Origin of the sequence: Sphingobacterium thalpophilum, assembly GCF_038396785.1 — a bacterium.
Classification (GTDB): Bacteria; Bacteroidota; Bacteroidia; order Sphingobacteriales; family Sphingobacteriaceae; genus Sphingobacterium; species Sphingobacterium thalpophilum_A.
On the sequence record NZ_CP151087.1, the window covers coordinates 1,621,035 to 1,639,949 of the forward strand.

Sequence of the window (18,915 nt, forward strand, 5' to 3'; positions counted from 1 at the left end):
TAAAACGGTTTCATGGATATATACGCAAATAAAAGGTTATATTTAGCTGTCTTTTAACCAAAACTTCGGCTACATGGAAGATATGATTCTCTATAATCGACTTCAGTTCGCATTTACGATTACATTCCATTACTTATTCCCTCAATTGACCATGGGTTTATCCCTCATGATCGTCTATTTCAAATGGAAATTTCTACGGACACAAAACGAAGATTACAACCATGCATCCAAATTTTGGATGAAAATCTTTGCGCTTAACTTCACCATGGGCGTTGTAACAGGTATCCCCATGGAGTTTCAATTTGGTACCAACTGGGCTAAATTTTCTGAACTTACGGGTGGTATTATCGGACAGACCTTAGCCATGGAAGGTATGTTTTCCTTTTTCCTGGAGTCATCATTTCTGGGGATGTTTCTTTTTGGAGAGAAGTTGCTGGGGCATAAGCTCCATTTTTTATCCGGACTCATGGTCTTTATCGGATCTTGGGCCAGTGGTTTCCTGATTATCGCCACACATTCCTGGATGCAGCACCCTGTTGGGTATGAGATTCTTGAAAATGGCAAATTTGTACTGAACAATTTTAGTGCATTATTCAATAATCCATGGTTATGGCCATCTTATTTACATAATCAAGCCGCTTCGTTGGTGACCAGTTCCTTTTTTGTGGCCTCTATTGGAGCTTTCTATCTCCTAAGCGACCGGCATAGTAAGTTTGGAAAGATATTCGTTAAAAGTGGCGTCATCTTCGGCGCCATTTCATCGGTTATGTTGGCATTTCCTACGGGAGACCTTGCCGCCAAAAACGTAGTCAAATATCAGCCCGCAGCCTTTGCCGGCATGGAGGGCATTTTCAAAACGGAGCAAGGCGGATCCGAGATTATCCTGGTCGGCCAACCCGACATGGAAAACAAAAAGCTGGACAATAAAATAGCGGTGCCGAATGTCTTGAGCTTCCTCACCTACCAGCGCTGGGATGCAGAAATCAAAGGATTAAATGAATTTGACCAGTCCTTACATCCAACCAACGTACCTGGACTGTATTACAGCTATCACATCATGGTAGGGCTGGGTACCATATTCATCGGCATTATGGTTCTTGGAGCGCTACTGCTTTGGCGGAACAAATTGTATCAAACCAAATGGTTATTGTGGATCATCATGTTTATGATTCCATTTCCATATATCGCGAATACTGCAGGTTGGTATACAGCTGAATTGGGGCGGCAACCTTGGCTTGTTTGTAATCTCATGCGAATGGTAGACGGTGTATCCCCTACCGTATCTTCCGGAAATACATTATTTACCTTTCTCGGCTTCGTCGGTTTATACATTCTTTTGGGCTTGTTATTTCTGATGTTAGTCTTGAAGATCATTAGAAAAGGTCCTGAAACGACAGTTGCATTAACCTAATTAGCTATGGAAATATTCTGGTTTATCGTATTAACTTTTATGCTGGGAATTTATATCGTACTCGATGGGTACGATTTTGGAGCGGGAATTGTCCATCTATTCTTTGCTAAAACCGAACAGGAGAAAAAAGCTGTTACCAACTCAATTGGGCCGTTTTGGGATGCCAATGAAGTCTGGCTCATCGCTTCTGGTGGTGTCCTATTTTTTGCTTTCCCCACACTCTACGCCTCCTCCTTCAGTGGTTTCTACCTTCCCCTAATTCTTGTACTTTGGTTACTTATTTTTAGAGCAATAAGTCTTGAACTCAGAGGTCAGGTTCACCATCGTCTTTGGGAAGCTTTATGGGATAAGGCTTTCGGCCTAGCAAGCCTGTTGCTGGCACTTTTCTTTGGCGCCGCGCTGGGCAATGTCGTTCGCGGAGTAAACCTGGGTATGGTAGAGAATGGTGTATCTACCCAAGAGCCGCACTATTTCTTCTTGGCACTTTGGAACCCGACATTTGACCCATTAGCCCAACATCAAGGCATCATAGACTGGTTCACTATCATATTAGGTTTAGTTGCCGTCGTTACATTAACCATCCACGGCGCAGGCTGGGTCATTCTGAAAACATCCAGTACATTGAACACGAGACTAAAGAACATTGTTTTTAAGCTCAACTTTGTCTTGCTTATTCTTGTCATACTATCGGCCTATGTATGGCATTATGTGAAGCCCATCTCCCTTAACAATCTTCAAAATCATTATTGGTTGTGGATATTCCCTTTGATAGCTGCCGTTGGATTACTTGGACAATTTTGGATCAAAACCTTTAAAAAAGATGGTATAGGCTTCCTATTTTCATCCCTTTTTATCCTGGGGAGCTTTGCGACGACCGTTGCTTCCATGTTCCCGATAGTATTGCCTTCAACGAATGACGTAAACCCCTCCTTGACGATTCAAAATGCGGCGGCGCATGAATATGGTCTTTCCGTAGGTTTAGGCTGGTTTATGTTTGCCGCAATTCTGGTGATTGCCTATTTTATCATCCAATTTAGGGTCTTCAAAGGTAAGTTGGATGACGTGGGTTACGGCGAACATTGAGAGCGGTCTCTATTCGAGTCCCAACAACTTATGTTTCATTGCCAGCTGTACGAGCTCAATCATATTTTTAACTTTGAATTTAGTCAGGAGATTGCGCCGATGCGTTTCAACCGTAACTGGACTTAAAAACAACTGTTCAGCAATTTGGTTCGTCGTAAGTCCCTTGGAGATCAACGTCAAAATCTCTTTTTCACGCTGTGTAAGCCGAGGTAGACCGCTGATCGTCGAAATTGCACCACGATAAAGTTCTTTTGCCCGATCACAAACGGCCTCTTTCCCATCGAGCCCGAGCTCTACGCAGCGCAGGAATTCTTCGTTGGTAACATCCTTTAAGATATAGCCATTTCCACCAGCCTGCATAAACTGAAAAATAAGGTTTCCATCGGCTAAATTGCTCAATGCAACAATGGGAATCATCGGAAACAGTTTCCTCACCTGTGTACAGACATCCACCCCATTTGTCTTTAACAGCTGCATATCCATCAGGATGAGATCGGCCCCCGTGATCTTTAAAAATTCAATTAACGCAATCTCTTCCAAAAAGGGGTATACGAGATACCCATCCTGATTATTGAGAAAAGAAGCGACACCTTCCAACAATAAGGGATGATCGTCTAACACTGCAATTATCTTCATGACTCCGCTTATTTAAACCGTTACACCAATTTCGATCTGCGTTCCAGATCCAAGCTTACTCTGAATATCAATTGATCCATTGATCCATTTCACCCTGTTGACCATATTATTTAAACCCAATCCATAATTTAACACAGCAGAATCAAAGCCTTTGCCATTATCCTCAACGAGGATATGGAGTACTTCCTCCGATTTACTTACCTGAACGATAATTGAATCTGCATTTGCATACTTTAGTGCATTTGAAATAGCTTCTTGAACAATTCGATACAGGGCCAACCCCTTTTGAAAGTCCACATTCAATTCAGGCTCGTAGTTCTCAAACTGGATCGAAACGTTACGATTTTTCATCGCCATACACAATTGCTCCAATGCTGCTATCAATCCAAACTGACGCAGCGATTCGGGCATCAGGTTATGGGATATCCGTCTTACTTCACCTAAAATATCGTTCAACTTCTGCGGCACTTCATCTGTCAAGAGCGTACTCTTTGCCACATCGCCGGCAATCTTAAATTTTAAACCTGTCAACATGCCACCTATGCTATCGTGCAGATCTTGGGCAATACGCTGACGCTCCTGCTCCTCTCCTTTTAGCATCGATTCCGAAATTTGCAACTGCTTTTCCTTTTCCATTTTGTCCAATGCGATTTCGTGATTGAGCTGTATCTGTGTATTAAGCTTCCGTTGTTTTCGATAGGAAAAAGTAACAAATAGCACAATAAAGAAAAGCAAAACGGCAATACCCAAAACGAGGAAAATCCGAAATTGGTTGCGTTCCTTTTCTGCGCGCAGATTCAGAATCTCTTTTTCTTTTTCTACGGTTTTATATTTTGCTTCCATCTCATTCATTTTCTCCAACAATTGGACCTTCTGAATACTGTCGGATAGCTGATTTGCCTTATTGGACATTTTCAGCGCATCCTGATAATTACCCATCAGCTCATTTACAGCCGCCAGTTGACTGTACACAATTTTACTGTTGTAAAGATCTCGCGTTAATAATCCATTTTTTACGATTTCCTCCAACTGTAGTTTAGCATCAGCATACTTTTTCTGCAGGAGATACACATTAAACTTTCTGAACCGCATCATCTGGAATAATTTCCAATTGTTCATTTTCACCGACCAATCCAACCCGATATCCAGCAGACGAAGGGCTTCATCAGTCTGTTGCTTTGTGGTAAAATAAAGCGCCTCATTGTAATAGTAATTGGGTAATTGCGAAGAATTTGGATAATCTTTCAAGAGCTGTTTGACTTTATCCAGTAGCACTCTTGCTTCTTTAGATTTCACCTGATAGCAATAATTGCTGACTGTATTGAGATAAGCCACCACAAGTGCTGTACTCGGCGGTTGCTGCTCGAGTTGCTTGATGGCCAATTGATGATATTCATCAGCTTTTGCAAGCTGATTGGACGACATAAAGGTCATGCCGATCATCGTATTTATACTACCTTCCATGATGGGGTCATGTGCTTTGGCATAAGGCAGGCACTTCCCGTTTAGGATATCCAGAAAATCAGCAAATCCTTTTTTAGGAAATCGAATCAAGCCCAGATTATACCAAGCTTTGGCCAAAAGGCCCTGCTGAAAAGGTTTTTGCGCATTTCCAAGGAGGTCTACACATCGTTGGGCTTCAACTCCGGCATTTTTACTATCCAGAAATTGTCCATAATAAAAGCTTTTGTAGAGTGCCCCCATCGCCTGTAAACTCCGGAATGGTTTGGCGAAACGCTCCCCCTCCCGCATATGATCCCAAAATTTGGTCGTATCCCTAAATCGATAGTAATCTGCCAAATAAAAATACTGCATTGCCTTCACACTGTCATCCGAACTCGACAGCAATAACCTTTCCGCATCAGATCGATATCTATTTTCATCCAATGGCAGAAAACTCTGTGCACTTACAAGATGCACAGTAAAGTATACTATAAAAAAGGCAATTATCTTCGTTAACTCTTTCAACTGAAACATTATTAATCCAATTTCTTAATCATTTCAACAATTAAACTAAATGGGGCCTTTTCAGCCAATGGTTTCATAATATGCAACAAGAAAGTCTGATGGTGGTTCAAGACTTCTCCCTACGTCTAAATTTGCGGTCGATCCGGCTTTGTCAAAGTCGACAGTAGAAAACGTAGGTCGGAAAACCGCATAGTCAATTAGCGGATCCAAAAAACAAAGATATATCTCCGCGATGAATTGCTAAAGATATTCTTCTACTTTTTTGAAATTAATTTTCCATACAGGATTTGGCCAGTCTATTTAAATATAGGCTAAAACATCTTCCGTTGATAAAAAAGCCTCTCGATCGCTCGAGAGGCTTTTTTATCAACGATATTCCCTTCTCTTTTTCGTAGCAATATCGATCAGCAAGTCAAGCTTACATTGGTAAGCCGAAGATACCACATGTGGATTATCCGGCTCAAAAAGCATAGATTTCATCATAGGCACACTAAAAGGCAATGTCCAGGCGCGGAGCGACTTCGCGATAGCATCCATTGCATTAATGCCCTGTAGTGCGTGTACACCATCGGCCCAACACACCAGTCCGATATGTTTATCCGTCAGATAAGCCGGTTTATTTTTAGCACTGACTTCAAGCCAATCCAAACAATTTTTCATCACACCGGGAATACTTCCATGATAAAGCGGAGACAACCAAAAATGTACATCTGCTTCTAGAAACTGAGTATTCATAATCTTGACGGCATTGGGTACCCGATTGAGACTCAAATCAAATAAGGGTATTCCGCTATCGGCCAGATTAAAAATCGTATTTTCAACACCTCGTTGGTTTAGTTGGTCGGAAAAATAGTGTAACAATTTTCCCGAAGTAGATTCTTGCCTTCTTTCCAAGGCGCCATTGAATATTAATGCTTTCATTATACTTTCCCTTTTTTAAAAATAACTTTTGGCATACCAACCTCACCATACCTCAAGGTCTGCACAATAGGAATCAAACGTTCCGTCGCCAACATATAAAGTGACGCTGGAATATTCGGACGGGCCCGTATGACAACTTTTTGCTGCTGAAAATGCGACAGATCCATTGCTTGCAAAGCCTGCATCCACAGGTCTATTTCCAAAGCCTCTACCGTCTTAAAATCGTAATACACTGCAACAGGATGAAGTTTTTCCGCCAGGGCCATATAGACCCAAGGCGGGATAATTGCATCGACAGAACAGCTAATGGCAACGGCCCTATTTTGGAAAGTAGACCAGTCAACCGCGGTCAAAGCTTCTCTGAATTCCTTTTCTTTAACGATTGCTTCCTGATACAACAATGTTTTGATGTCCAAACTTAGGATAGCGAGTTTGGGCTTAAAATCAATCAGATCTAAAGCCAATATACCCGTGTTTTCAACTTTATTTATAAACATATCAAACCAAACCTGCAATCACAGCATCGTATTTTTGTTCAACAACAGACCAATCCAAAAGCGCCCAAAATGCATCTAAATAATCGGCCCTTTTATTCTGATATTTCAAATAATAGGCATGCTCCCAAACATCGACACCCAAAATAGGGAACCCCCTGCTGATGGATTGTGTATCCATTAGCGGATTATCCTGATTGGCGGTTGCGACGACATCTAAGGCACCGGAATGCTTGACATAAAGCCAGGACCAGCCCGAACCGAACTGCCCAAGCCCCGCATTTTTAATCTTGGCTTTGAGTTCCTCCAAAGAACCAAAGGCTGCATTTATCTCATCTGCTAACTTCCCTGTGGGTACCGTTTTTGGATTGGGCGATAAGATTTCCCAAAATAACGTATGGTTAAAGTGACCACCGCCATTATTGCGGATTGCCGGGCTATATGTACTGACGCTTGTGAGGATATCCAATAGCGTGCTAGCTTCGCTTTCCGTGCCTTCCAATGCTTTATTTAGGTTGTCAACATAAGCTTGATGATGCTTTTGATGATGAATCGTCATGGTCTCGCGATCAAAATAGGGTTCAAGTGCCGCATAGGCATATGGTAACTGGGGTAATTGAAATTTATGCATAGTATTATTGTTTTTATGATAAGTCAAAACTAGAGAACCAATTTTAATAAAACAACTTAATGGTTGTTTTATTAAAGTCATAAAACTAATTCAAAAAGACTAAACATCTGTTTAAAACAAATTTTAGAACAAAAATTAAAAATACTACCTTTGCTAATAGTTTATAAAACAACTTTTTTATTGTCAAATGCAGAAAAGTCCAGCTGATCGAATATTAATGTTATTAAAAATGCGCCGAGAAGCCACTGCAGCTTTGATTGCATCAGCGTTGGCAATAACAAAAGAAGGCGCCCGTAAACATTTATTGAACCTCGCGAATCAAAACCTGATCGTATCCAATGCCCGTAGCGAAGGTATAGGCCGCCCCTCGACTTATTACAGTCTGTCGCCACAGGGTATGGCAAGATTCCCAGATAGTCATGCCGACATTACAGTACAATTGTTGCAGTCGATCAAACAGGTGCTTGGCGAGAATGCGTTGGATCTACTGATTAGTGACCGGGAGTCTAAGGTATATCAGAAATATACTGAAGCGCTATCAGGTATCGAATCCATCGAAAAAAAACTTGAAATTATAGCCGCAAAAAGAACAGAGGAAGGCTATATGGCTGAATGGAGGAAAGAAGCCGACGATTATCTTCTCATTGAAAATCACTGCCCCATATGTGCCGCAGCGACCGAATGTCAGGGATTTTGCCGGTCAGAACTGAATAATTTCCAGCAACTCATCGGTCCGGCCTTTCGCATCTGCAGAACAGAATACATCATCGAAAACGCGCCTCGCTGTACCTATCGCATTTCAAAGGCGAAATAAAACCAATTTCTAAGACATTCCTGCACAAATTACTAATATACCAAAAAGTATTTTTTATATTTGCATTAAAAGAACAGGAATAACATGTCAAAAGCAGAACAGACACGGCAATATATCATTGAAAAAACTGCGCCCATTTTTAATAAGAAAGGCTATTTTGCGACTTCGCTCTCGGACATCACGACAGCGACAGGATTAACAAAAGGAAGTATCTATGGTAATTTCAAGGACAAAGATGACCTGGCTACTCATGTGTATACCTATCAGAGCAAAAAAATCGCCGAAGCCGTTAATCAGCAGATTATACAGCAAAAAACAGCGTTAAAAAAACTCTTGTCTTTTCTAGATTTCTACAAGGAAAATTTCAAAAATATCGCAGCTTCAGGAGGCTGTCCTATGATGAACGCGGCCGTAGAGGCCGATGACTCGCTGTCTTTTCTAACACCTAAAGTCAAACGCTCTTTTGACCTTTGGAAACAGCGGTTAATTCTAATCCTTGAAGAAGGAGTTGCCAGCGGCGAATTTAAACAGCATATTTCTACCGAAAATTATGCCATTACGTTTATGGCTATGGTTGAAGGCGGAATCCTGCTTTCCAAGATTTCCGGCCGAGCCAAAGATCTTGCCATTGTATTGGATAAAATGAAGGATATGGTGGATCGGGAGATCAAGGCGTAATTTTTTTTACAAAAACAAATACCAATTGGTATATTAATAGATTTATATCAAAAAAAAGAGATGAAAAGAGTAGTAATAACTGGCATGGGAACGATTAACCCGCTGGGAGAAAATATAGACATATTTTGGGACAACATTTTACGGGGCGAGAACCACACAACGCTTATTAGCCGTTTTGATGCCTCGTTGTTTCGAACACAGATTGCAAGTGAAATTAAGCATTTTCAACCCGAAAAATACTTAGATAGAAATGAGATTAAACGAAGTGATCTCTTTACGCAATATGCTTTGTACAGTGCAGCGCAGGCGGTGGAAGATTCGGAACTAGATCTCGATACCATGGATCCATTTGATATCGGTGTAATCTGGGGTGTTGGTCAGGGTGGAATGGAAACTTTCGAAAACGAAGTTGAGGCTTACGTAACGGGAGATTATAAACCGAGATTCAGTCCTTTCTTTGTTCCTAGACTTATTGTGAATATGGCTTCAGGCATGATTTCAATGAAGTATGGCTTAAAAGGAATCAATTACACCACCGTATCAGCTTGTGCCACATCCAATACGGCCTTTATGGACGCTTTTAATTACATTAGGCTCGGCAAAGCCAAAGTCTTCATCAGCGGCGGTTCAGAAGCCCCCATCACCCCGGCTTCAGTTGGCGGCTTTTCTGCCATGAAAGCCATGTCGAGCCGACATGATAGTCCACAGACTGCAAGCAGGCCCTTTGACCGCGATCGTGACGGTTTTGTCATGGGAGAAGGTGCCGGAGCACTCATCTTAGAAGAATATGAACATGCAAAGCAAAGAGGCGCAAAAATTTACGCAGAGCTTGTTGGGGCTTCAATGACCGCAGATGCTTACCATATGACCTCGCCCCATCCCGAAGGGATAGCGGCAGCCAAAGCCATGTCATTGGCGCTGGAAGAAGCAAAAATCGATATCAGCCAGCTCGACTATTTGAATCTCCATGCGACTTCCACACCAGTGGGTGATATCGCCGAACTTAAGGCCGTGCAACGGGCTTTTGGAAGCCCAAATAATCTATGGGTCAGTTCCACCAAATCGATGACAGGACATTTACTTGGGGCGGCTGGCGCTATCGAAGCAATCATTGCCATAAAATCCATCAACAATAATGTAATTCCTGCAACTATTAATATCGAAAATATCGATCCAGATATTCCCGAAGGAGTTCAGATTGTCATCAATCAACCGCATGAAAAAACAGTTCAGACCGCAATGAGCAATGCATTTGGCTTTGGAGCACACAATTCGAGTATCGTCTTCAAAAAGATTTAATTTTTTTGAAATAATTCTTGACAAAGTGTAAAAAACACACTATCTTTGTAGTATCATAATTTAGGTTTATAATTGGTTATTTAAGGTTTTCATTCTCCCCGTTTGAAAACCTTTTTTTTTGCCTATTTTTTTCATCAATTGCACGTATAGATCTGCTTTTTTGAATCGTTATTCCTGTTTGAAGGTCTTTAGGTTTATTTCCAGGAGTCGAATGGGTATAGAATTAGCATCACATCTGCATATTAACTTATAGCTAATCACAATTTTCAATCAATTTTTAGACAGTGATTCGTCACTCGTTATTCAGTTTCCACTGAGTCATCACTGAGTCATCACTGAACGAGCACTGAACAAACACTGAACGAGCACTGAACAAGCACTGTCTAAAACTATAATATAATTCCTACTTGATCCACAGTTGATTCGAAAAAAATTAAGACGAAAAAAGACAGGAACCCTTTGGTATTCCTACATATGTGTCCTAAATAAATTTTAGGATTCGATTTCTGTGGTACAAGCATAGCTTTTTTCATCATTTCGATATTGACCCCTATTTTTCAATCTGCGAAGATCTTTAGCTGTCCCTTTTTTCCTTTTATAGGCGGCCTGAAAAAGGGATCATCTATCCATTGCCAGATGTTTATTTTCACGAAGATATTCATTCTGATGAATGCGACCAGATTGGACAGGTTCCAGTCATATTTGGCCTTTTTTTGTAAGTATTTTAACAGTAATATGCCAATGAGTGAAGTCCAGATCTGGATCATCACTGCATTTTCAGAAGTCCCTATGAATGTCGATACTTTTAAGCGCTGCTTTAGATGCTTGAAGAAGACTTCGATATGCCAGCGTTGTTTATAGATGTTTGCCACCAAAGAAGCCTTCCACTTCGTATTATTGGTCAAAAAGTGGTACTCATTGCCAGTGGTGCTGTCCCAAAAGTGGACTAGGCGTAGCGGCTTGCCGTTGTATTTATTGCAGGCAGCACCGGATAGCTCAATGAGCTCATCCTTAAGGATCCCCTTTTCCATGAGTGCTTCACTCTGATAGGACTTGATAACCTTGTACTTCATATTAACTTTACTCCTGGTAACGAAGTAACACCCCCTGCTGTCCAAATCCCCAAGCCAGCTGTAATCCACGTAGCCACGGTCCACTACCACCACGCTTCCCTTGGAAAAACTGTAACTACCGGCTCGCTGGCTCTCATGTACTTTTCCATCGGTAATCTGCATAAAAACAGGTAGGCAGCCATCATAATCCAAGACAGTGTGCAGCTTTACGGCACCTTTGGTGCTGCGAAACTTTGCCCAGTCAAATACAGATAGACATAAGGGGATGATGCTTGCATCCATCAGATATACTTTACGCTTTAGCTGACCAAGATCTTTGCGAAAATGGGTGTCCTTTTGCCAAAGCCTATCCAAAACAGAATAGTAAAGATCTTTGAAAAGTTCATGGGTACGGTGTGTGTTGATATAGGATATATTAGACTTACTTGGAGCTCTTACTACACCTAAGTGGTTCAGATTACCAGTGGTACTGCGTAGACCGTTACTAATATCACGAACCGAATCTGCCGAGGAAAAATGACAGAAAAGCATACTGACTAGATGCGTCCAGCTGTTGATCCCTTTCTGATGTTTGTCACTTTTGTGCTTTGAAACCAAATCTTTGAATAATTCGCGGTCGATAAGAGATAAAATCTGACTAAAAACATTTAAATTTATCATGGCGGTGTGTTATAATTTTGCAATTTAAATATAGCAACTTTGCTATATCCAAACACCGCCACTTTTTAAACGTTTAGGACGCAAGTGGTATTCCTATGCTTGGTTTTGGAGTTGCCCCCGCTAAGTTATCCGCAAAAGGTCTGCAGTGTCTAGAACGGGATCCCCAATTAGTCAGTACGAAAGAGAGGACATTCTAACTGTCTTACACGTACATTGGAATTTAAAATGTGGTAAAATAGCAATTAAAGGATGCTATTTAAGGGCTATAAAAAACAGCGAGACAACGGAAGTTGCCTCGCTGCAAACCTGTTCTTTCATTTTACGAGTTTTAAATCGATAGTTGCCTTGTTGTACTTTAGCGGCAAGCCTAAATCTTGATTTCGGTACTGTATTCTAAATCACAGAGTAAAGCGTTTGTTTATATTGCTGCACATACTCTTTTGGATTGCAGCCTACGATTTGTTTAAAAACCCGATTAAAATTGGTAATGCTATTAAATCCGCAGTTATAGGCAATAAATGAAACACTGTCTAAGTGATCTTCATTTAACTGGTTACATACTTCCTTGACTCTTATTCTATTGAGATAGGTAACAAAAGTTACACCACAATGCTTTTTAAAATATCGACAAAATGCCTGTGGAGTAAGATTTGCATGGTCAGCAACATCTTCCAGCGTAATTTCGTCTTTATAGTGCTCCTTAATATAATTGCAGATGATATTAATGCGATTTGATCCGTGCATCGTATCAAAGGCAACTTCCACCCGTTCGTTACAAAGTGCTTCCGCCTCCCGTGAAATATTTGCCAATGCTCTTTATAAATAGAAAAAGTGCATTAACTTATCCATTTGGTCCGCAGATTTTAATAAACAGACCCTTTCTGCTATTTGGGAAAAATATGAATCGGGAACCTTAAACCCTCTTGAGTTGTTATAAATAAACTGATTCAACGATTCAAATTCCTCCAGAGAAAAAAGCGATTTAAGCTTACCATTTGGATCAAAAAAAATGGAAACAGAGCGCGACTCATTTGAAAACCCGTCCTGAGAAGCGGACTTAAATACGTGTGGTTGATTCGCGCCCAAAAAGAAAATATCATTTTCTTTAAAGGGATGTAAGGTATCTTCCACAATCAAAACTCCCTTACCTTTTTTTATCCACATTAATTGAGCTTCTTGATGTCGATGGAAATGAGGATAAAAAGTTTCCAATATATCTTCTTGAATTGTTAGACTCTGTCCTCGCATGGTCGGCACATTAAATTGGAGCGTTTTCATATAGGTTTGTTTAGTTTTATGTTTACTGTTTAGTAACATAAATATAACAACTCCAAAGCAACAACACGACTTGGAAATAAAACATAAAAATACTATACTAAAATATGTTTAGTATTCGACAATATTTAATAATCCTCTAATAATACCACGCACAAAACAACGAATTGACAATAAAAACCCATTTATATTGGAAAAATGGGTTAAAATACAATTAGACTTTGATAAATTGTGATAATTATTATTCAATAGAAAGATTGAACTTTATTAAATTTCGTTTTTAGCACTTTTTAGTATAAAAAACGGAGAACATATCATTTGTAACAAGAACAAACACTACACATTAAAGAAAGACCTTTTAAATAAATCATTTTGAAGCGCATAAATTTTACGATATTCGTATTACACAATAGGCACCTAATTAGACAATCCAACTTCAAATAATTCCCAAAACTTATGTTCAAAAAAGAAGTATATCTTAATCGCCGAAATAATCTATTATCAAAGTTCACAACCGGCAAAATTCTTTTGCTAGGCAACATTGAAAATCCGATCAATTTTGAGCACAATACCTATCCATTTCGCCAAGACAGCAGCTTCTTATATTATATAGGTATCAAAAGTCCACGTTTGGCGGCTGTACTGGACACTGATAAAAACGAGACCATACTATTTGGTGATGAAATGACCATTGACGATATTGTTTGGATGGGTCAACAGCAGACCTTAGCTGAAAAGGCTGATCTTTCGGGTATCAGCAAAATCCTGCCTTTCAATCAACTCTTCGACTACCTTAACAAAGGAAAACAGGAAGATATTCACTACCTTCCTCCTTATCAGTCGCATAATAAATTATTGCTTGAGCAACTAACCGGCTTTCCTGCAAATCAGCTCCAGCCCTCTGTGGCTTTGATTAAAGCTGTCGTCGCACAACGGAGCATCAAATCGACAGAAGAAATTATTGAACTAGAGAAAGCCGTAGATATTGCCGTTGAGATGCACCGCATCGCTATACGCATGACAAAACCTGATTGTTATGAATATCAGATCAGTAATGCCATGCAACATTTTGCCCAAAATCAGGGAACGTCCTTCTCCTATCCGCCGATAGTTACAAAACGGGGTGAAATATTACACAATCATATGCAATTTCACCAACTTTATGCAGGTGACCTCCTGCTCAATGATTCGGGCGTCGAGACCGCTATGGGCTATGCTTCAGACTTGACCAGGACCTTTCCCGTAGGAAAACGCTTCACTGCGCTACAAGAGGAAATGTACCAAATCGTCTTACATGCGTTTAAGACGGCAGAACAGCTGCTGACCTCCGGAATCCACTTTAAAGAAATTCATCTAAAAGCTTGTGAAGCGCTTGTCGACGGACTTATACAAACAGGATTTATGAAAGGTAATGCGCAAGATGCCGTCGCGAATCATGCCCATGCGCTTTTCTTTCAGTGTGGACTCGGCCATATGCTCGGTCTTGATGTGCATGATATGGAGGATCTCGGTGAACAATATGTTGGATATACCGAAGCGGAACCGAAAGACACCCAAACTTTTGGCATTAAATCGCTGCGGCTAGGTAAGAAGCTGGAAGCGGGCAATGTGCTAACCATTGAACCCGGCATCTATATTATTCCGGAATTAACGCAGCTTTGGGAGCAACAAAATTTACACAAAGAATTTGTCAACTATGATTTCTTAAATAAACACCTCGATTTTGGTGGGGTTCGTATTGAAGACAATTACCTGATCGAGCAGAATGGTTACCGACGTCTCGGACAATACCTTGAACGTGAAATCCAGGAAATCTATCAGCTCAAAGACAACCCTATTGACTAAATAAACTCATGATAAAACCCTAAAAGTGTCGTTAATCCCATTTAAGGGACAGATACACGTAAACAGATAAACAAATGAACAGAATTAAACAGTTAGTCCTCCTTATTCTTCTACTGGTTTTTTATGCCCCAAATTTACTTGTTGCACAGCGATTGTGGACAGATCAGGGTGACCAGTATTATGAATTTTCCGACAAGGGAATAGAAACGGTAAATCCGATAAATGGAATGCGAACAGTCTTCCTTTCGCAACAATTACTTATTCCGAAAGGCGCAACGGCAGCCTTAAAAGTCGAAAATTTTTCCATCTCCAAAAATAAGGAGCTTATTTTGATCTATACCAATAGCAAAAGAGTATGGCGAGAGAATACGCGAGGTGACTATTGGGTTTACAACAAGAAGACCAATCAATTGCAACAGCTGGGCAAGAAATTCCCGGCCTCACAACTGATGTTTGCGAAGTTCAATCCGCAAGCGGATAAAGTAGCATACGTGAACAAAGCTGACCATAATATCTACCTAGAGGATCTCAACAATGGTAGCATCGTTGCCGTTACCAACGATGGAACAGACCGTTTAATCAATGGCACATTCGACTGGGTGTATGAGGAAGAATTTGGCTGTAAAGATGGTTTCCGTTGGTCTCCAGATGGCACTTCCCTTGCTTATTGGAAACTTGACGCCCGCAACATCCGCAATTTTCTAATGATCAACAATACCGATAGCCTCTACTCCTACACCATTCCCGTAGAGTATCCTAAAGTTGGACAATCACCGAGTGCCTGCTCCATATGGACTTATGAACTTGCAAATAGCAAGAACACACAGATCAATATCCCGGGAGATCCCAACCAGCATTACATCCCACGTATGGAGTGGTGCCTGGATAGCAAACAACTTATTCTGGAGCAGCTCAATAGAAAACAGAATGAGAGTAAGATCTATACTGTTGCGCTTTCCAATAATAAAGGGCAAAACATACATCAGGAGCAAAGCGACTCGTGGATTGATATCAAAGCACGGTGGAACAACAATGATCCTTCCGGATGGGACTGGGTTCAAGGTGGAAAGGCCTTCATCTGGGTATCCGAAAAAGACGGTTGGCGAAAAATTTACCAGATCGATCTAGCTGGCAATGAAAAACTGATCATGAAAGCCGATTATGATATGATCAACCTTGATTTTTTCGATCCGAAAAATGAAACTATTTATTTTACAGCCTCTCCAAGCAATGCGACACAAAAATACCTCTATAGTGTGTCTACAAAAGGCGGCGTCCCAAAACGACTGACTCCAGCCTCCTATGAGGGAACCTGCGATTATGATATTTCAAAAGACGGTAAAATTGCCATCTTCAACTTTAGCAACCGGACAACATTACAGCACAATGCCGTTATTGAATTACCGACTCACAAAATACGCGTAGACTTTGAACTGAAACGTGAAAAGAAAGTCAGCGACGGCATTGCGGAGTTTTTTAAAGTTAAAACTACCGACGGTATTGAATTAGATGGTTGGATGGTAAAGCCCCTGGATTTTGATCCCAATAAAAAGTATCCTGTTGTCTTTATGGTCTACGGCGAACCCGCATCACAAACTGTCATAGACAATTTTGGAGCAGGTTACAACAGTCTCTATAAGGGAAATATGGCGCAGGACGGTTACATTTATATTTCGTTGGATAATCGCGGAACGCCTGCTCCTAAAGGCAGTTCTTGGCGAAAAAGCATCTACCGCAATATCGGAAAGCTCAATATTCGCGACCAGGCTCTAGCAACGCAAGAAATACTGAAATGGCCGTTTGTCGACAATTCACGCGTGGCCGTTTGGGGCTGGAGCGGTGGCGGATCAAGCACGCTTAATCTGCTTGGGCAATATCCGCAGATCTATAAAACCGGTATTGCCATTGCCGCGGTAGCCAATCAGTTACTTTACGACAATGTATATCAGGAACGCTACATGGGGCTCCCACAAGAAAACCTGGCAGATTTTGAAAACGGCTCGCCACTGAAATATGCAAAAAATATCAAAGGCAACCTACTCTACATCCATGGAACTGGAGACGACAATGTGCACTATCAAAATGCAGAAGTCCTGATCAATGAGCTGATCAAAAATAACGTGCAGTTCCAGTTGATGTCTTATCCGAACCGCAGCCATTCCATTAGCGAGGGACAGGGCACACATGAGCATTTAAGGACATTATTTACAAACTATCTCAAATTACATTGCCCTCCGGGAGGAAGATAACTGAATAATTTTTATCAAAAAATGAAAAGAATACTATTATATGCATTGGGTACCTGCGGTCTATTGAGCGCAGGGATACAGCAATCGGCAGCGCAGCTGATGAAAGAAAAAAATGAATTCACCAGAGCGGATTCACTGCGCGGATACCTAACACCACTACGCACCTGCTACGACATCCAATACTATCATCTGGATGTTAAGGTGGATATAGACAATAAATATATTTCAGGTTCAAACCTTTTCCGTTTCAAGGCCACGACTGATTTTAACCGCCTGCAATTTGATCTTTTTGCAAATCTTAAAGTCAATAAAGTCATTTATAAAGGGAAAGAACTTTCCTTTACCAGAGAACACAACGCTGTCTTTGTCGAATTTCCTACTGCGATCAGGAAAGGGACACAGGATGAATTTACCGTGTTTTATGAAGGTCATCCGACAGAGGCTGTTAAAGCGCCCTGGGATGGTGGCTTTGACTGGAAAAAAGACAGCAAGGGCAAGCCTTGGGTAGCCACCGCATGCCAGGGTATGGGTGCGAGTGTATGGTGGCCAAACAAAGATCATCAATCCGATGAAGTGGACAGTATGCTCATTTCCATTGCCGTTCCCAAGGAGGTGATGAATGTGTCCAATGGCCGCCTGGTCAAAGTAGAAAAGATGAAGGATGGCTATACCAAGTACCATTGGAAAGTCTCCAATCCGATCAACAACTACAATGTCGCCATCAATATTGGCGATTATGTTCATTTTAAGGAAAAATATAAGGGTGAAAAAGGGCCTTTGGATGTTGATTACTATATCTTGCGCGAAAATGATACAGCAGAAAAGAAAGCCCATCTTCAAAAAAATGCCAATCAGACCTTAGAGGCTTTTGAACATTGGTTTGGTCCATATCCGTTCTATGAAGATGGCTATAAACTCGTTGAAACCTACCATACAGGCATGGAACACCAGAGTGCCATCGCTTATGGAAACCATTACCAAAATGGCTATCGCGGCGGCGATGCGTCGGGAACTGGCTGGGGACATAAATGGGATTTTATTGTGGTCCACGAATCTGGCCACGAATGGTTTGGCAACAATATTACCTCGGCCGATCTGGCCGATATGTGGATCCATGAAAGCTTCACGAATTATTCTGAAGGTTTATTTATCGACTATTTCTATGGCAAAGAAGCCAGCCAGGCTTACGCGCATGGTATCCGAACTGGAATCCAAAATGACAGCCCCATACAGGGTCCCTACCACGTCAATAAAGAAGGATCTGGCGATATGTACCCTAAAGGCGGTGTTATGCTCAACATGATCCGTACAATGATTGACAACGATGAAAAATGGCGAAATATTCTCCGGGGACTAAACAGCAGGTTTTATCATCAGCAAGTCGATTATAATGATATCGTCAACTACGTAAATCAGCAATCCGGTTTAGACCTGTTAAAAGTATTTGAACAGTATGTACAGCATACCGCCATTCCTACACTGGAAATCAAACAAGATCCTTCGGGGAGAGTCTTGGGCCGATGGATCAGTGAAGTCAAAGGCTTCCATATGCCTATACATATTGGCGTAAAAGGTCAAAAAAGAGAACTTATCCAGTTGGATCAACGTTTCAGACCGATTAAAATAGCCGGTTTAACGAAAGATAATATTGATATCGATACGTTCAACTATTATGTTGGCGTATTGGTCGAATAAAACGGATTCAAGGTTACAGACATAAAATAAATGCAACGCCCCGGAAAGTAAGTCACTTTCTGGGGCATTGTATTTATTGAACCACTCTTATCGCTTCATAAGTATTCCCAATTGGACCCTTCATGACTTCGCAAACACCAAAAGCAATGAAAGCAAACTGAAGGTTCCTTCTGTCCAATAAGA

At 41.0% G+C, this 18,915-nt stretch carries 16 protein-coding genes; 8 read left to right on the forward strand and 8 right to left on the reverse strand.

Features of this window, described 5'->3' with window-relative positions:
- The first annotated feature begins 73 nt into the window (after positions 1 to 73).
- Together AACH28_RS07375 and cydB are read left to right on the forward strand one after the other, a co-directional pair.
- On the forward strand, positions 74 to 1,411 hold the full coding sequence (locus AACH28_RS07375; RefSeq protein WP_286801529.1) for a cytochrome ubiquinol oxidase subunit I: 1,338 nt from the start codon (positions 74 to 76) through the stop codon (positions 1,409 to 1,411).
- 6 nt (positions 1,412 to 1,417) lie between these two features.
- Positions 1,418 to 2,494 carry a cytochrome d ubiquinol oxidase subunit II gene (gene cydB, locus AACH28_RS07380; RefSeq protein ID WP_286801528.1) on the forward strand — a complete coding sequence of 359 codons (1,077 nt, stop codon included), beginning with the start codon at positions 1,418 to 1,420 and terminating at the stop codon, positions 2,492 to 2,494.
- A 9-nt stretch (positions 2,495 to 2,503) separates the two neighbouring features.
- Here the strand turns inward: cydB and AACH28_RS07385 are convergent, their stop codons facing one another.
- The 5 genes from AACH28_RS07385 to AACH28_RS07405 form a co-directional block, all read right to left on the reverse strand.
- A complete protein-coding gene (locus AACH28_RS07385) occupies positions 2,504 to 3,130 on the reverse strand; it encodes a response regulator transcription factor (protein WP_070569509.1) in 627 nt (208 codons plus the stop codon).
- Positions 3,131 to 3,142: 12 nt separating this feature from the next.
- Positions 3,143 to 5,098, reverse strand: a complete 1,956-nt coding sequence (locus AACH28_RS07390) for a sensor histidine kinase (protein ID WP_341832617.1) — start codon at positions 5,096 to 5,098, stop codon at positions 3,143 to 3,145.
- Positions 5,099 to 5,464: 366 nt separating this feature from the next.
- Entirely contained in the window at positions 5,465 to 6,019 is a 555-nt protein-coding gene (locus AACH28_RS07395; RefSeq protein WP_341832618.1) for an NADPH-dependent FMN reductase, read from the reverse strand.
- Positions 6,019 to 6,516 (reverse strand): DUF2480 family protein, encoded by a 498-nt coding sequence (locus AACH28_RS07400; RefSeq protein ID WP_341832619.1) that lies wholly within the window; start codon positions 6,514 to 6,516, stop codon positions 6,019 to 6,021. Before AACH28_RS07400 ends, AACH28_RS07395 begins: the two co-directional genes overlap by 1 nt.
- Position 6,517: 1 nt before the next feature.
- The gene (locus AACH28_RS07405; RefSeq protein WP_286801523.1) at positions 6,518 to 7,144 is read right to left on the reverse strand and encodes a superoxide dismutase; all 627 of its coding nucleotides are present in this window, start codon (positions 7,142 to 7,144) and stop codon (positions 6,518 to 6,520) included.
- 187 nt (positions 7,145 to 7,331) lie between these two features.
- On the opposite strand from AACH28_RS07405, the gene AACH28_RS07410 reads away from it, so the two are divergent.
- The 3 genes from AACH28_RS07410 to fabF all read left to right on the forward strand — a co-directional run bounded on the left by AACH28_RS07410 (position 7,332) and on the right by fabF (position 9,935).
- Positions 7,332 to 7,958 (forward strand): MarR family transcriptional regulator, encoded by a 627-nt coding sequence (locus tag AACH28_RS07410; protein WP_341832620.1) that lies wholly within the window; start codon positions 7,332 to 7,334, stop codon positions 7,956 to 7,958.
- 84 nt (positions 7,959 to 8,042) lie between these two features.
- Positions 8,043 to 8,636, forward strand: coding sequence for a TetR/AcrR family transcriptional regulator (locus AACH28_RS07415; protein WP_286801520.1), 594 nt, complete (start codon positions 8,043 to 8,045; stop codon positions 8,634 to 8,636).
- Positions 8,637 to 8,696: 60 nt separating this feature from the next.
- On the forward strand, positions 8,697 to 9,935 hold the full coding sequence (gene fabF, locus AACH28_RS07420) for a beta-ketoacyl-ACP synthase II (RefSeq protein ID WP_341832621.1): 1,239 nt from the start codon (positions 8,697 to 8,699) through the stop codon (positions 9,933 to 9,935).
- A gap of 557 nt (positions 9,936 to 10,492) precedes the next feature.
- Here the strand turns inward: fabF and AACH28_RS07425 are convergent.
- The 3 genes from AACH28_RS07425 to AACH28_RS07435 all read right to left on the reverse strand — a co-directional run bounded on the left by AACH28_RS07425 (position 10,493) and on the right by AACH28_RS07435 (position 12,946).
- Positions 10,493 to 11,668, reverse strand: coding sequence for an IS4 family transposase (locus AACH28_RS07425; protein ID WP_341832622.1), 1,176 nt, complete (start codon positions 11,666 to 11,668; stop codon positions 10,493 to 10,495).
- A gap of 393 nt (positions 11,669 to 12,061) precedes the next feature.
- The gene (locus AACH28_RS07430; RefSeq protein ID WP_341832623.1) at positions 12,062 to 12,478 is read right to left on the reverse strand and encodes an AraC family transcriptional regulator; all 417 of its coding nucleotides are present in this window, start codon (positions 12,476 to 12,478) and stop codon (positions 12,062 to 12,064) included.
- Between the two features lie 6 nt (positions 12,479 to 12,484).
- The gene (locus AACH28_RS07435) at positions 12,485 to 12,946 is read right to left on the reverse strand and encodes an AraC family ligand binding domain-containing protein (protein ID WP_341832624.1); all 462 of its coding nucleotides are present in this window, start codon (positions 12,944 to 12,946) and stop codon (positions 12,485 to 12,487) included.
- Between the two features lie 453 nt (positions 12,947 to 13,399).
- Here AACH28_RS07435 and AACH28_RS07440 point away from each other — a divergent pair, with 453 nt between their 5' ends.
- The 3 genes from AACH28_RS07440 to AACH28_RS07450 all read left to right on the forward strand — a co-directional run bounded on the left by AACH28_RS07440 (position 13,400) and on the right by AACH28_RS07450 (position 18,732).
- Entirely contained in the window at positions 13,400 to 14,788 is a 1,389-nt protein-coding gene (locus AACH28_RS07440; RefSeq protein ID WP_286801516.1) for an aminopeptidase P family protein, read from the forward strand.
- A gap of 74 nt (positions 14,789 to 14,862) precedes the next feature.
- Positions 14,863 to 17,037 carry a DPP IV N-terminal domain-containing protein gene (locus tag AACH28_RS07445; protein ID WP_341832625.1) on the forward strand — a complete coding sequence of 725 codons (2,175 nt, stop codon included), beginning with the start codon at positions 14,863 to 14,865 and terminating at the stop codon, positions 17,035 to 17,037.
- 21 nt (positions 17,038 to 17,058) lie between these two features.
- Entirely contained in the window at positions 17,059 to 18,732 is a 1,674-nt protein-coding gene (locus tag AACH28_RS07450) for a M1 family metallopeptidase (protein ID WP_313157159.1), read from the forward strand.
- Positions 18,733 to 18,915: the final 183 nt, after the last annotated feature.